15 protein-coding genes and 1 other annotated feature are annotated in these 15,125 nt (G+C 55.6%); all 15 genes read left to right on the top strand.

Annotation, left to right across the window (positions count from 1 at the left end):
• The first annotated feature begins 108 nt into the window (after positions 1-108).
• The 15 genes from sigG (at position 109) to B9L19_RS12700 (ending at position 15,125) form a co-directional block, all read left to right on the top strand.
• Positions 109-888, top strand: coding sequence for an RNA polymerase sporulation sigma factor SigG (gene sigG, locus B9L19_RS12780; protein ID WP_011230628.1), 780 nt, complete (start codon positions 109-111; stop codon positions 886-888).
• Positions 889-983: 95 nt separating this feature from the next.
• Positions 984-1,226, top strand: a complete 243-nt coding sequence (locus tag B9L19_RS12775) for a YlmC/YmxH family sporulation protein (RefSeq protein ID WP_013145837.1) — start codon at positions 984-986, stop codon at positions 1,224-1,226.
• Positions 1,227-1,363: 137 nt separating this feature from the next.
• Positions 1,364-2,188 carry a peptidoglycan editing factor PgeF gene (pgeF, locus tag B9L19_RS12770; protein ID WP_025949772.1) on the top strand — a complete coding sequence of 275 codons (825 nt, stop codon included), beginning with the start codon at positions 1,364-1,366 and terminating at the stop codon, positions 2,186-2,188.
• Positions 2,185-2,859: a YggS family pyridoxal phosphate-dependent enzyme gene (locus B9L19_RS12765; RefSeq protein ID WP_025949773.1), complete on the top strand. Its 675-nt coding sequence runs from the start codon at positions 2,185-2,187 to the stop codon at positions 2,857-2,859. The genes pgeF and B9L19_RS12765 overlap by 4 nt, the downstream gene beginning before the upstream one ends.
• Positions 2,860-2,872: 13 nt before the next feature.
• Positions 2,873-3,301 (top strand): cell division protein SepF, encoded by a 429-nt coding sequence (locus B9L19_RS12760; RefSeq protein ID WP_025949774.1) that lies wholly within the window; start codon positions 2,873-2,875, stop codon positions 3,299-3,301.
• Positions 3,302-3,304: 3 nt separating this feature from the next.
• The gene (locus B9L19_RS12755) at positions 3,305-3,577 is read left to right on the top strand and encodes a YggT family protein (RefSeq protein WP_011230633.1); all 273 of its coding nucleotides are present in this window, start codon (positions 3,305-3,307) and stop codon (positions 3,575-3,577) included.
• 122 nt (positions 3,578-3,699) lie between these two features.
• Positions 3,700-4,473, top strand: coding sequence for a YlmH family RNA-binding protein (locus B9L19_RS12750; protein WP_025949775.1), 774 nt, complete (start codon positions 3,700-3,702; stop codon positions 4,471-4,473).
• Between the two features lie 78 nt (positions 4,474-4,551).
• Positions 4,552-5,064, top strand: coding sequence for a DivIVA domain-containing protein (locus B9L19_RS12745; protein ID WP_025949776.1), 513 nt, complete (start codon positions 4,552-4,554; stop codon positions 5,062-5,064).
• A gap of 97 nt (positions 5,065-5,161) precedes the next feature.
• Positions 5,162-5,382, top strand: a binding site (T-box leader).
• 49 nt (positions 5,383-5,431) lie between these two features.
• A complete protein-coding gene (gene ileS / locus B9L19_RS12740; RefSeq protein WP_047753381.1) occupies positions 5,432-8,206 on the top strand; it encodes an isoleucine--tRNA ligase in 2,775 nt (924 codons plus the stop codon).
• A 914-nt stretch (positions 8,207-9,120) separates the two neighbouring features.
• Positions 9,121-9,612 carry a signal peptidase II gene (gene lspA / locus B9L19_RS12730; RefSeq protein ID WP_081804156.1) on the top strand — a complete coding sequence of 164 codons (492 nt, stop codon included), beginning with the start codon at positions 9,121-9,123 and terminating at the stop codon, positions 9,610-9,612.
• Entirely contained in the window at positions 9,613-10,527 is a 915-nt protein-coding gene (locus B9L19_RS12725; protein WP_025951021.1) for an RluA family pseudouridine synthase, read from the top strand. It begins immediately after the preceding gene.
• A gap of 254 nt (positions 10,528-10,781) precedes the next feature.
• Positions 10,782-11,321 carry a bifunctional pyr operon transcriptional regulator/uracil phosphoribosyltransferase PyrR gene (pyrR, locus tag B9L19_RS12715; RefSeq protein ID WP_025951022.1) on the top strand — a complete coding sequence of 180 codons (540 nt, stop codon included), beginning with the start codon at positions 10,782-10,784 and terminating at the stop codon, positions 11,319-11,321.
• 156 nt (positions 11,322-11,477) lie between these two features.
• Positions 11,478-12,779, top strand: coding sequence for a solute carrier family 23 protein (locus B9L19_RS12710; RefSeq protein WP_025951023.1), 1,302 nt, complete (start codon positions 11,478-11,480; stop codon positions 12,777-12,779).
• Between the two features lie 170 nt (positions 12,780-12,949).
• Positions 12,950-13,876, top strand: a complete 927-nt coding sequence (locus B9L19_RS12705) for an aspartate carbamoyltransferase catalytic subunit (RefSeq protein ID WP_025951024.1) — start codon at positions 12,950-12,952, stop codon at positions 13,874-13,876.
• Positions 13,839-15,125 (top strand): dihydroorotase, encoded by a 1,287-nt coding sequence (locus B9L19_RS12700; protein ID WP_047753375.1) that lies wholly within the window; start codon positions 13,839-13,841, stop codon positions 15,123-15,125. Before B9L19_RS12705 ends, B9L19_RS12700 begins: the two co-directional genes overlap by 38 nt.

Genomic DNA, 15,125 nt, shown 5'->3' with positions numbered 1-15,125 from the left:
AGCGAAATTCCGCCGCTTTTTCCGCGTCGGACAGGCTGTGCATATTTTTCCCTTCCAAGGAGATACTGAAAACTGACGACTTAGCATCTCCTGATGGGAGGGAACAACTTGACGAGGAACAAAGTCGAGATTTGCGGCGTAGACACTTCGAAGCTTCCCGTCCTCAAAAATGAGGAAATGCGTGAACTGTTTCGCCGGATGCATGAGGGGGATTTGGAGGCGAGAGAGAAATTAGTAAACGGCAACTTGCGCCTCGTGTTGAGCGTCATTCAGCGCTTCAACAACCGAGGCGAATTTGTCGATGATTTGTTTCAAGTCGGCTGCATCGGACTTATGAAATCGATTGATAATTTTGACCTCAATCAAAACGTGAAGTTTTCCACTTACGCAGTGCCGATGATCATCGGCGAAATCCGCCGCTATTTGCGCGACAACAACCCGATCCGCGTTTCGCGCTCGCTGCGCGACATCGCCTACAAAGCGTTGCAAGTGCGGGAGCGGCTCATGAGCGAGACGGCGAAAGAACCGTCAACCGAGGAAATTGCCAAAGAACTCGGCGTCGCCCATGAGGAAGTGGTTTTTGCCCTCGATGCCATTCAAGATCCTGTTTCGTTGTTTGAGCCGATATACAACGACGGCGGCGACCCGATTTATGTGATGGACCAGCTGAGCGACGAGCGCAACCGCGACAGCCAATGGATCGAAGAAATCGCCTTGAAGGAAGGGCTTCGGCGGTTGAATGAGCGGGAAAAAATGATCATCCGCAAACGCTTTTTCCAAGGAAAGACACAAATGGAAGTGGCCGAGGAAATCGGCATTTCCCAAGCGCAAGTGTCCAGGCTCGAAAAAGCGGCGATCCGGCAAATGAATAAAAACATCCAAGTGTGACAGGCTGCAGGTGGCAGCCTTTTTCTTTGGCACATAACTGCTCATTCGGTGTCATATAGATGAAAAAGAGGGAGAGGAAAGGCGGGGAGAAAACCGTGATGAGAATTTCCGAATTTCAGACGAAAGATGTCGTCAATGTAGCCAATGGGAAGAAGCTTGGCAATATTGGGGACATTGATATTGATTTAGATACTGGAAAAATCCGCTCACTCATTATTTTAGGCGCCGGAAAGATGCTCGGGCTGTTCGGCCGCGAAGAGGCGGTCGTCATTCCATGGCAGAACATCGTCAAAATTGGAGCCGATGTGATTTTAGTCCGCCTTCATGATACGGATTGAATCCCGAGGATGGCCTAGGGTTGACAGCAATGTTTCGACAAAATCGCAAATAAAGGTTATCACGGACAAACAAACTATGATAAAATAGGAAAAAAAGTGATAAAAAACTACAAAAAGCACCGTGAGGGTTGACGCGAATGTCGGACATTTTTCAACAAGAAGCCCGCGGCTGGCTCCGTTGCGGGGCGCCTCCGTTTGCTGGAGCCGTCGCTGGATTGACGACGAAACATGGCGGGGAGAGCAAAGGGCCGTTCGCCTCGTTGAATATGGGACTGCATGTCGGCGATGATCGTACGGATGTCGTCAACAACCGCCGGCGTTTGGCGGAATGGCTTGCATTCCCGCTTGAGCGATGGGTATGTTGCGAACAAGTGCATGGCGCTGACATTCAGAAAGTGACGAAAAGCGACCGAGGGAACGGGGCTCAAGATTTCGCCACGGCAGTTTTAGGGGTCGATGGGCTGTATACGGACGAAGCAGAGGTGTTGCTCGCGCTTTGTTTTGCCGATTGTGTGCCCATTTATTTTGTGGCGCCATCTGCTGGGTTAGTCGGCCTTGCTCATGCTGGGTGGCGGGGAACGGCCGGCGGCATCGCTGGTCACATGGTGCGGCTTTGGCAAACGCGCGAACACATCGCGCCGAGCGACATCTATGTTGCCATCGGACCTGCCATCGGTCCGTGCTGTTATACGGTTGACGACCGGGTTGTGGACAGTCTGCGCCCGACGCTTCCTCCGGAAAGCCCCCTGCCATGGCGGGAAACAAGCCCAGGGCAATATGCGCTCGACTTAAAGGAAGCCAACCGGCTTCAGTTGCTCGCGGCTGGCGTTCCGAACAGCCATATTTATGTGTCGGAACGCTGTACAAGCTGTGAGGAAGCGTTGTTTTTTTCCCACCGCCGCGACCGCGGAACGACCGGAAGGATGTTGGCGTTCATTGGCCGAAGGGAGGAATGGACATGACGGTGCGCGACAACTTGGCGGCCATTCGCCGAGAAATCGAGGCGGCCTGCGCTCGCGTCGGCCGCGATCCGGCCGGCGTGCGCATCGTGGCGGTCACCAAATATGTGGATGCAAAGCGGGCGCTCGAGGTGCTTGACGCCGGCATTGCCGATCTCGGCGAAAACCGCGCCGACCAGCTGCTTGAAAAGTATGAACGGATCAGGGATCGAGCGGTGTGGCATTTCATTGGGACGCTTCAGTCGCGCAAAGTCAAAGACATTATTGATAAAGTCGATTACATTCATTCGCTCGACCGCTTGTCGCTCGCGAAAGAAATCGAAAAGCGGGCGGCGCGGCCGGTAAAATGTTTTGTGCAAGTGAACGTATCGGGCGAAGCGACCAAACACGGGCTCGCTCCCGACGAAACGGTTCCGTTTATTGAACAGCTCCGCTCATTTTCGCACATTGAGGTCGTCGGATTGATGACGATGGCGCCGCACACCGACGACGAAGCGATATTGCGCGCTTGCTTTCGCCAATTGCGGATGCTCAGGGAACGCGTTCAGGCGTTGGGAATGGCCCATGCGCCATGCACCGAACTGTCAATGGGCATGTCAAACGACTACACGATCGCCATCGAGGAAGGAGCGACGTTTGTGCGCATCGGCAGCGCGCTTGTTGGATCATTGTAGGAGGTGAAACCGGATGGGGTTGATGAAAAAATTTCGCGATTACTTTTTAGAAGAAGACTACGAAGACTATGATGAAGAATATGAAGCGCCGCAGCCGGAAGAGGAGGCGCCGTTGAAGACGGCAGGCAAGGCGAATGTCGTCAGCCTGCAAAGTGTGCAAAAATCGGCGAAAGTCGTGCTTGCTGAGCCGCGGGTGTATGCGGAGGCGCAGGAGATCGCCGACCATTTGAAAAGCCGGCGCGCGGTCATCGTCAACTTGCAGCGCATCCAGCATGAGCAGGCGAAGCGGATCGTCGACTTTTTAAGCGGCACGGTGTACGCCATTGGCGGCGACATTCAGCAAGTCGGCACAAAAATTTTTTTATGCACCCCGGAAAACGTCGACGTCAGCGGCTCGATTTCGCTCGACGGCGAGGATGACAGACCGATGAAGAGGTGGTAGCTGTTGGATTATGTACTCACGTTTTTGACGACAGTGATTCAAGTGTACTCGTATGCGCTGATCATTTATATTTTAATGTCGTGGTTTCCCAATGCGCGCGAAACGCGGTTCGGACAGATGTTGGCCGCTATTTGCGAGCCGTATTTGGAGCCGTTTCGGCGGGTCATTCCGCCGCTTGGCATCATTGACGTCTCCCCAATCGTCGCGTTTATCGTTCTTGAATTCGCGACGAGAGGGCTTCACGCCCTGTTCGACATTCTTCAGTCGCAGTTTTAGCTTCGTTTTGCGCATACGGCGCCGCCGCTCTCCGTCCGGCAGGCAAAAAGGCGGAAGGGCGGAACTCGCAGAGAGGAATCCGTTGTGGGTTCCTTTCTTCCATGAAAGCAAGGTGACGTCGAGTGGAGCTGTATCAGCATTTTCGCAAAGAGGAACATCCGTTCATTGATCAAGTGCTCGAGTGGAAGGAGATGGTGAGCCGTCAGTACGCTCCGAAGCTGACCGATTTTCTCGATCCGCGCGAGCAGCAAATCGTGCAAAGCATCGCCGGCGGCGCGGAAGATGTGCGCGCGTTCTTTTTCGGCGGCGCCCCGTTTGTTGAGCGGAAGCGGGCGTTTCTCGCTCCGCCGTATATCGATCCTGTGGAGGAGGATTATGGCATTGTCCTGTTTGCCGTCCGCTATCCGGCGAAATTCGTTTCCCTTGAACATCGCGACGTGTTGGGGGCGCTGATGTCGCTTGGCTTGCGGCGCGGCAAGTTTGGCGATATTCTTGTTCGGGATGGGGAAATTCAGTTTTTTGTTGCTGCTGAAGTCGCCGACTACGTCCGCTTGCATGTCGAAACGATCGGCAAAGCTCCGGTTGCGCTTGAGCCCCTTCCGTTGTCGGCAGCCATGCCGCTTGCCGAAACGTGGGAGGAAGGAACGATCACGGTGTCTTCTCTAAGGCTCGATGCTGTGCTCGCTCAGGCGTTTCGCCTTGCGCGCGAGAAAGCGCGTGCGCTTGTTGAAAGCGGGCTTGTCAAAGTCAACTGGAAGGTGGTGGACAAGCCGGATTTCCTCTGCGGACCGGGCGATGTCCTGTCGGCGCGCGGTTTTGGCCGCTGCAAGCTGTTTTCGGTGGAAGGGCCGACAAAAAAAGAGCGCTGGCTCGTTCAGATCGGCCGACAAAAATAAGCAAATGACGGCAGGAACTCGGCAAACCGTGTCGAATGAAAGTGAAGAAAAGGAATGATGGAGACGGAGGTGGCCGTTGTGCCGTTGACGCCATTGGATATTCACAACAAGGAATTCAGCCGCGGGTTTCGCGGGTACGATGAAGACGAAGTGAACGAGTTTCTCGATCAAGTCATTAAAGACTATGAAATGCTCATCCGTGAAAAAAAGCAGCTGGAAGAAAAAGTGGCCGAACTGACGGAAAAACTGAACTACTTTGCGAACATTGAAGAGACGCTCAATAAGTCGATTCTTGTTGCTCAAGAAGCAGCAGAAGAAGTGAAGCGGAATGCGCAAAAAGAGGCGAAGCTGATCATTAAAGAGGCGGAAAAAAACGCCGAGCGCATCATCAGCGATGCATTGGCGAAATCGCGGAAAATCGCCCTCGAGATCGAGGAGCTGAAGCGGCAGTCGAAAGTGTTCCGCGCCCGTTTCCGCATGTTGGTCGAGGCGCAGCTTGATATGATCAACAGCCGCGATTGGGACGAGTTGATGGAGTATGAGACGCCGGATTTAGAAGAAGGGGCGAAAGAACCGCTGTCACAGCCTTGACGAGCGGAAGTCGTTTCGGTTATAATCATTGGCAAAAATCGCCGCACCAGCCGTCGTGGGAGGCGGTTGGCTTTTTTCAGGATGAATAGCGAAACAGCCATCGACGATGAAAGGGACAGTAGCTCTTGTACGACCGGTCGCAGCGAGCCGGGGATGGTGGAAGCCCGGCATCGGCGCAAGAGTGAACATCACCCTGGAGTTCCATGCCGAACATCCAGTAGGCCATGGCGCGTCATTCCCGTTACGAATGAAAAGTGGGCTGTGCGTCGTTTGCATGGCCAAGAAGGGTGGTACCGCGAGACCGTTCTCGTCCCTTGCCGGGGGAGAACGGTTTTTTATTTGATTTGATGCCAGAGGAGGAGCGAAGATGGACTACAAAGAGACGCTGCTTATGCCGCAAACCGAGTTCCCGATGCGCGGCAACTTGCCGAAGCGGGAGCCGGAAATGCAAAAAAAATGGGAGGAAATGGACATTTACCGGAAAGTGCAGGAGCGGACGAAAGGACGGCCGCTGTTCGTGCTGCATGACGGCCCGCCGTATGCCAACGGCGACATTCATATGGGCCATGCGCTGAACAAAATTTTAAAAGATATCATCGTCCGCTACAAATCCATGAGCGGCTATTGCGCGCCGTACGTGCCGGGCTGGGATACGCACGGCCTGCCGATTGAAACGGCCCTCGCGAAGCAAGGCGTCGACCGCAAATCGATGAGCGTCGCCGAGTTTCGCAAGTTGTGCGAGCAATACGCGTATGAACAAATCGACAACCAGCGCCGGCAGTTCAAGCGGCTCGGCGTGCGCGGCGACTGGGACAACCCGTACATTACGCTCAAGCCGGAGTACGAAGCCCAGCAAATTAAAGTGTTCGGCGAAATGGCGAAAAAAGGGCTCATTTACAAAGGGTTGAAGCCGGTCTATTGGTCCCCGTCAAGCGAATCGGCGCTCGCCGAGGCAGAAATCGAATATAAAGACAAGCGTTCGCCGTCGATTTATGTCGCCTTCCCAGTGAAAGACGGCAAAGGCGTGCTTGAGGGGGATGAGCGAATCGTCATTTGGACGACGACGCCGTGGACGATTCCGGCGAATTTGGCGATCGCCGTCCATCCGGAGCTGGACTACCATGTCGTGGAAACAAACGGGCAAAAATACGTCGTCGCCGCTGCCCTTGTCGAGTCGGTGGCGAACGAAATCGGCTGGGACGCATGGTCGGTTGTCAAAACGGTCAAAGGAAAAGAGCTTGAATACGTCGAGGCGAAACATCCGTTTTATGAGCGCGACTCGCTTGTCGTCTGCGGCGAGCACGTCACGACCGATGCCGGCACCGGTTGCGTCCATACGGCGCCGGGCCACGGGGAAGACGATTTTCTCGTCGGACAAAGATATGGGCTTCCGGTCCTTTGCCCGGTTGATGAACGCGGCTATATGACGAGTGAAGCGCCGGGGTTTGAAGGAATGTTTTACGAAGACGCCAACAAGGCGATTACACAGAAGCTTGAGGAAGTCGGAGCGCTCTTGAAGCTCGGGTTTATCACCCACTCGTATCCGCACGACTGGCGGACGAAGCAGCCGACGATTTTCCGGGCGACGACGCAATGGTTTGCGTCGATTGATAAAATCCGCAGTGAGCTGCTTCAAGCGATCAAAGAAACGAAATGGATTCCGGAATGGGGGGAAATCCGCATCCACAACATGGTGCGCGACCGCGGCGACTGGTGCATTTCCCGCCAGCGCGCCTGGGGCGTGCCGATTCCGGTTTTTTACGGCGAAAACGGCGAACCGATCATCACCGATGAAACGATCGAGCATGTGTCGAACTTGTTCCGCCAATACGGGTCGAACGTCTGGTTTGAGCGCGAGGCGAAAGACTTGCTGCCGGAAGGATTCACCCATCCGTCGAGCCCGAACGGCATCTTTACGAAAGAAACGGACATTATGGACGTCTGGTTTGACTCCGGTTCGTCGCACCAAGCCGTGTTGGTCGAACGCGACGATCTCGCGCGCCCGGCTGATCTGTACTTGGAAGGATCCGACCAATACCGCGGCTGGTTCAACTCATCGCTGTCCACCGCCGTTGCCGTCACCGGCAAAGCGCCGTACAAAGGCGTGTTGAGCCACGGCTTTGTCTTGGACGGCGAAGGGCGGAAAATGAGCAAGTCGCTCGGCAACGTCGTCGTGCCGGCGAAAGTAATGGAGCAGTTTGGCGCCGACATTTTGCGGCTTTGGGTCGCGTCGGTCGACTACCAAGCGGACGTGCGCATCTCCGATCATATTTTAAAACAAGTGTCGGAAGTGTACCGGAAAATCCGCAACACGTTCCGGTTTATGCTCGGCAACTTGTTCGATTTTGACCCGAACGAAAACGCCGTGCCGGTTGAGGAGCTGGGCGAAGTCGACCGCTACATGCTGGCGAAGTTGAACAAGCTGATCGCCAAAGTGAAAAAGGCGTATGACCGTTACGATTTCGCCGCGGTGTACCATGAGATGAACCATTTTTGCACCGTCGAGCTGAGCGCGTTTTACTTGGATATGGCGAAAGACATTTTGTACATCGAAGCAGCCAATTCCCGCGCCCGCCGCGCCGTGCAGACCGTATTGTATGAAACGGTCGTCGCATTGGCGAAGCTGATTGCGCCGATTTTGCCGCATACCGCCGATGAAGTGTGGGAGCATATCCCGAACCGGAGAGAAAACGTCGAAAGCATCCAGCTCACCGATATGCCGGAGCCGATCGCGATCGACGGCGAAGAAGCGCTGCTTTCGAAATGGGATGCGTTTATGGACGTGCGCGATGACATGTTAAAAGCGCTCGAGAACGCGCGCAATGAAAAAGTGATCGGCAAATCGCTGACCGCGAGCGTCACCGTCTACCCGAAAGACGAGGCGCGGAAGCTGTTGGCGTCGCTTGATGCCGACTTGCGCCAGCTTCTCATCGTTTCCGCGTTTTCCGTTGCCGATGAGCCGTATGACGCCGCGCCGGCCGAAGCCGAGCGGCTCGACCACGTGGCCGTCCTCGTCCGCCCGGCGGAAGGCGAGACGTGCGAACGGTGCTGGACGGTGACGAAAGAAGTCGGCGCCGATCCGTCGCATCCGACGCTTTGCCCGCGCTGCGCACATATCGTGAATGAACATTATTCCGCGTAACGAAAAGCGGCAGGCTGCCTTGGGGCGGCCTTGCCGCTTGCTTTTGGTGGAGGAAAGAAAAAACCCAAAACGATGGTGTAAAAAACGCAAAGGGATCAGGGGGGGTTGTTTTTGTCAAGAAAAAGTGCAGAATGTTGCAGTGTATAAATTCAATTCTGTAGTTGAATCAATTCTATAGTTGAACCAATTCTGTCAAACTCCGTGTCTCATGAGCCTCCGTCGCATTTACTCCATCATCTTCGACCACACGTTTGCTTAAAATCATGATGTTTATAGCGCAATTTTCCTATTATTTGTGAATATACTGTGAATTTCCATGTAAAAGGTTGACATCTTCTTTTTTTTTTTTTTTTTATTGCCATTGAATTTTACAAACATTTCAAATTCATGATTAGAGAGGGCATTCCATATGAAATGGGTGTTCATTTCAAGAATGACGTTCCGCTTAAAAGCCGAAACTATTTTCATACTCGCATTTTCTGGGGTTTTGATGTTTTTTTGCCTCAATCCCCATACGATCAATCCCCGTGGCCGCATCTGTTTTTGTTTCAAGCGCCGGCGGATTCGCTGTCCCTCCTTCTCCCCATGATGTGGCTGGGGGCGGGCATTGTGATCGCCGCCATTTTGATTGGACGGGAGTTTTGGTAAACGAATTGGAAGCCATCGGCTGAATGTGGGAATGGGGAGCTTCTATGGAACGATGTCCGTTCGTTTAGTGCACCCGGCCGCACACTCCTCTTGCCGCTTCCATGGTCAGGAAGTGGGAAGTCGTTTCTCCTTTTTATCATGGCTAATTGAGATGGCCGCCGTAAATCGAAAAATCGAAAAAAGCTCTCCATAAAGTCTTGACTGACTCCTTTTTGCCGCTTCATTTGTTTGCCATGGCGAATTATGCTACAATGCAAAAAGGATGAATGAGAAGGACAGGGGGACTTGGCACGGTGGCATACTATTGGATTGCAGCGGCGGTCGTCATCCTCGATCAATGGACGAAATGGCTTGTCGTCCGCTATATGCGGCTTGGGGAAAGCATCCCGATCATTGACAATGTGCTTTACATTACGTCGCACCGCAACCGCGGCGCGGCGTGGGGGATGCTCGAAGGGCAGTTTTGGCTCTTTTATTTGATTACGGTCATTGTTGTGGCGGCGATCGTGATCTACATCCGCCGCCTGAAGCCTTCTGAACGTCTGGCGGGCGTAGGGCTTGGGCTGATGCTCGGCGGGGCGGTCGGCAACTTTATCGACCGTGTGTTCCGGAAAGAAGTGGTTGACTTTATCCATACGCATATTGGCACGTACAGTTTTCCAGTGTTCAATGTCGCCGATTCGGCGTTGACGGTCGGCGTCATCTTGCTGTTTGTCCATATGTTTTTTTTCGCGACACCAGAGAAAGGGAATGAGTAGATGGACACGATCACGTTTCACATCGAAGACGAATATGACGGCGAACGAATTGATAAAGTGATCGCGGCGTTAAATGAGGAATGGTCGCGTTCGCAAGTGCAGCAATGGATCAAAAGCGGGCTTGTGACCGTCAATGGCGAGACGGTCAAGGCGAACTACAAATGCGAGGCGGGCGACGCTGTCGCCGTTTCACCGCCGGAGCCGGAGCCGCTCGAGGTTGAGCCGGAGCCGATTCCGCTTGACATTTATTACGAAGATGAAGACGTCCTTGTCGTCAACAAACCGCGCGGCATGGTCGTCCACCCGGCGCCGGGGCATATGCGCGGCACGCTTGTGAACGCGCTTCTCGCCCATTGCCGCGACTTGTCCGGGATCAACGGCGTGCTTCGCCCCGGCATCGTCCATCGCATTGACAAAGATACATCAGGGCTGTTGATGGTGGCGAAAAACGACGCCGCCCACCGCTCGCTCGTCGAGCAGCTGGTGAACAAAACGGTGACGCGCCGCTACAAGGCGATCGTCCACGGCGTCATTCCGCATGATTACGGGACGATCGACGCGCCGATCGGCCGCGACAAACGCGACCGAAAAAAAATGGCCGTCACCGAGGAAAATGGGAAAGAAGCCGTCACCCATTTCCGCGTGCTCGAGCGGTTTCGCCATTATACGTATGTGGAGTGCCAGCTGGAAACGGGGCGGACGCACCAAATTCGCGTCCATATGAAATACATCGGCTACCCGCTCGCTGGCGACCCGCAATACGGGCCGAAAAAAACGCTCGCCATCGACGGCCAGGCGCTTCACGCCGGGGTGCTCGGCTTCCGCCATCCAAGAAGCGGCGAGTATTTGGAATTCGAAGCGCCGCTGCCGCCGGAGTTTGCCGAATTGCTTGACTGGCTGCGAAAAAACGATTGACAAACGAACACGCCCCCTTTACAATGAAAACAGGTGAACAGGAACCTTTAAGTTCAGTCCTGTGAGGCTGAAAAGGGGTCGGAATGACAAAGAAGGGCGGCGTATGCCCATCTTGTTTGGCCATAAGCGCGCCATCCCCCGCTTCACAGGCGGGGGATTTTTTATGAAAACAGGCGGGAACGGCCTCTGTTGGCGGACGGCCTGCGGAAACGCGCTGGCCGCGGTGTGCATGCGCTTTTTAGGAGGTGGACGGAATGCAAAAGGCGGTCGTGATGGACGAACAGGCGATTCGCCGCGCGCTGACGCGCATCGCCCACGAAATCATCGAACGGAACAAAGGCATTGAGAATTGCGTATTGGTCGGCATTAAAACGCGCGGCATTTACTTGGCGCGCCGATTGGCGGAGCGGATCGAGCACATCGAAGGGGCGTCCGTTCCCGTCGGCGAACTGGACATTACGTTGTACCGCGACGATTTGACGGTGAAGACGGACGACCATGAACCGCTTGTGAAAGGAACGAACGTGCCGTTTCCGGTGAGCGAGCGAAATGTCATTTTAGTCGACGATGTGCTGTTTACTGGCCGGACGGTGCGGGCGGCGATGGATGCGGTCATGGATTTGGGCCGCCCGTCGCGCATCCAGCTGGCGGTGCTTGTCGACCGCGGGCATCGGGAGCTTCCGATCCGCGCCGATTTCGTCGGCAAAAACGTGCCGACCTCCCGTTCGGAGCTGATTGTCGTCGAGCTTTCCGAAGTGGACGGCGTTGACCAAGTGTCGATTCATGAGAAATAAAGCAGCTCCCTTTTAAGCGCAGTCCCGTGAGGCTGCAAAAGGGGCGGAATCGTTTCGGGCGTTTCTGCACCCTCTTTGCGCCTTCATGGGCAAAGAGGGTGTTTTTGTGCACACGAAAAACGAAATTCGCTCATTTGGCGAAAGGAGAGGCGAAAGATGAACAAACCGGTGTTGGACATTCAAGACCGCCCGACTGTGGGGCAATGGGTGACGTTAAGCTTGCAGCATTTATTCGCCATGTTCGGGGCGACGATTTTAGTGCCGTACTTAGTCGGGTTGGATCCGTCAATCGCCTTGCTCACAAGCGGGCTCGGGACATTGGCGTTTTTGCTCATTACGAAATGGCAGGTGCCGGCGTATCTTGGCTCCTCGTTTGCCTACATCGCGCCGATCATCGCGGCGAAAACGGCTGGCGGCCCGGGAGCGGCGATGATTGGCAGCTTCCTCGCTGGATTGGTGTACGGGGTTGTCGCCCTCATCATTAAAAAAGCCGGCTACCGCTGGGTGATGAAACTGCTGCCGCCGGTTGTCGTCGGCCCGGTCATCATCGTCATCGGTCTCGGCTTAGCCGGCACGGCGGTCGGGATGGCGATGAACGGCCCGGACGGCAAATACAGTCTGCTTCATTTCTCGGTGGCGCTTGTGACGCTCGCGGCGACGATCATCTGCTCCGTGCTCGCGCGCGGCATGTTGAGCTTGATTCCGGTGCTTGTCGGCATCGTTGTCGGCTACGTTTACGCCCTCGCTGTCGGACTGGTTGACTTGTCGAAAGTGGCGGCGGCGAAATGGTTCGAGTGGCCGGATTTCTTGATTCCGTTTGCCGATTATCCGGTGCGCATCACTGCCGAGATCGTCATGCTCATGGTGCCGGTGGCGATCGTCACCTTGTCCGAACATATCGGCCACCAGCTCGTCTTAAGCAAAGTTGTCGGCCGCGACCTTATTCAAAAACCGGGGCTGCACCGCTCGATTTTAGGGGACGGAACGGCGACGATGATTTCCGCCTTGCTCGGCGGCCCGCCGAAAACGACGTACGGGGAAAACATCGGCGTGCTCGCGATCACCCGGGTTTACAGCGTCTATGTGCTCGCCGGCGCGGCAGTCATCGCGATCGCCTTTGGCTTCGTCGGCAAAATCACGGCGCTGATCAGCTCGATTCCGACGCCGGTCATGGGTGGCGTGTCGATCTTGCTGTTTGGCATCATCGCCTCGTCCGGATTGCGGATGCTCGTTGACAGCCGCATCGACTTTGGCGCGACGCGCAACTTGGTCATCGCCTCGGTTATCTTGGTGATCGGCATCGGCGGTGCGGTGCTCAAAATCAGCGACAGCTTCCAAATCACCGGCATGGCGCTTTCGGCGATTGTCGGCGTCCTGCTCAACTTAGTGCTGCCGGGGCGTCCGCAAGAAGCGGAAAACTTATTTGAAGCTGAAAACGACAGCGGCCATGTTGCCTAAATCGAATACAAAACACCTTTTAATTAAGTTCCCGTGAGGCTTAAAAAGGTGTGAAAACAGGCGCATCCAGGGCCGGAGTGCACCTTCTTCGGTTCTGCCATGCGCTGATCGTCACACCTTGCCCAGCCGGCAAGGTGTTTTTTTGCAAAAAAAGAAAGGGAGAGAGGCCAATGACCCATCTTTTTACATTGAGCGAACTGCCGCTTTCCGACATCACCCGGCTGCTTGATGAAGCGGAAGCGTTCCGCCGCGGCCGCGCTTGGCGCCCGGCCGCGCCGATGTATGTCGCCAATTTGTTTTTCGAACCGAGCACGCGCACGAAATGCAGCTTCGAGATGGCGGAACGGAAGCTTGGGCTTCATGTCATTCCATTTGACCCGGAGCACTCGAGCGTGCAAAAAGGGGAGACGCTGTACGATACGGTCAAGACGCTTGAAGCGATCGGCGTCGACGCGGTTGTCATCCGCCACCACGAAGATGCGTATTTCGAAGCGCTCCGTCATGCGGTCGGCATCCCGGTCATCAACGCCGGCGACGGCTGCGGGCATCATCCGACCCAGTCGCTCTTGGACTTATTGACGATCCGTCAGGAGTTTGGCGCTTTCACTGGTTTGACGGTGGCGATCATCGGCGACATCCGCCACAGCCGCGTCGCTCGCTCCAATGCGGAAGCGTTGACAAGATTGGGCGCGAACGTCCTGTTTTCCGGACCGGAAGAGTGGAAAGACGAAACGAATCCGCACGGGACGTACGTCGAACTCGATGAGGCCATCGCCTGCGCCGATGTCGTGATGCTGTTGCGCATCCAACATGAACGCCATGCGGAAACGATGGGGCTGACGAAAGAGGAGTACCATGCGCGGTACGGGCTGACGCTTGAGCGGGCGCGGCGGATGAAACCAGGGGCTGTCATCTTGCACCCGGCGCCGGTCAACCGCGGGGTCGAAATCGCCAGCGAACTCGTCGAAGCGAAAGCATCGCGCATTTTTAAACAAATGGAAAACGGCGTCTACGTGCGGATGGCGGTCTTAAAACGGGCAATGGAAGGGAGAATGGAGCATGGGCGTATGGCTGAAAAATGGCATGTCGTTCAATGAAGATGGGAAATTGGTGCGGACACATCTCAAAATGGAACACGGAACCATTGCGGCGATCCTGTATGAACAGCCGCTCGAAGCGGATGGGGAGGACGTGATCGACGTCGGCGGCCGTCTCATCGTTCCCGGCTTGGTCGACTTGCACGTTCATTTGCGCGAACCGGGCGGCGAGGCGAAGGAAACGATTGAAACGGGCACGCTCGCCGCGGCGAAGGGCGGCTTTACGACGGTTGCCGCCATGCCGAACACAAATCCGATGCCGGACCGGAAAGAACAGATGGAATGGCTCACGCGCCGCATCCGCGAAACGGCGCGCGTCAACGTGCTTCCGTATGCGGCGATCACGATCGGGCAAAAAGGGGAAGAGCTGACCGACTTTGCGGCGCTCAAAGAAGCCGGAGCGTTCGCGTTCACCGATGACGGCGTCGGCGTCCAGTCGGCCGGGATGATGTATGAGGCGATGAAGCGGGCGGCGGCGCTCGATATGGCGATCGTCGCCCATTGCGAGGACGATACATTAAAAAACGGCGGCGCGGTGCATGACGGCGAGTTCGCCCGCCGGCATGGGCTCGCCGGCATTCCATCCGTCTGCGAGGCGGTGCACATCGCCCGCGACGTCCTGCTCGCGGAAGCGGCGGGATGCCATTATCACGTCTGCCACATCAGCACGAAAGAGTCGGTGCGCGCCGTCCGCGACGCGAAGCGGGCCGGCATCCGCGTCACCGCTGAAGTGACGCCGCACCATTTGCTCTTGTGCGACGAAGACATTCCGGGGTTGGATGCGAACTACAAAATGAACCCGCCGTTGCGCAGCCGCGCGGACTGCGAGGCGCTCATCGAAGGGCTGCTCGACGGCACGATCGATTTTATCGCCACGGATCATGCACCGCATACAGCAGAGGAAAAAGCGAAAGGCATCGAGGCGGCGCCGTTTGGCATCGTTGGGCTCGAAACGGCGTTTCCGCTCCTATATACGCATTTTGTCAAAAAGAACGTGTTTACGCTAAAGCAGCTTGTCGACTGGCTGACGGTGAAGCCGGCGCAATGCTTCGGCCTAAACGCGGGCCAGCTTGCCGTCGGGGCGCCGGCGGACATTGCGGTCATCGATTTGGAAACGGAAGAAGCGATTGATCCCGAGACGTTTGCCTCAAAAGGAAAAAATACGCCGTTTGCCGGCTGGAAATGCCAAGGCTGGCCGGTGATGACGTTTGTCGGCGGAACACTCGTATGGAAGAAAGGAAGAGAATGA

It is taken from the genome of Geobacillus thermocatenulatus, from assembly GCF_002217655.1.
Classification (GTDB): domain Bacteria; phylum Bacillota; class Bacilli; order Bacillales; family Anoxybacillaceae; genus Geobacillus; species Geobacillus thermocatenulatus.
Note: the sequence above shows the minus strand (reverse complement) of the source record. Positions and strands in the feature narration are given on the sequence as shown.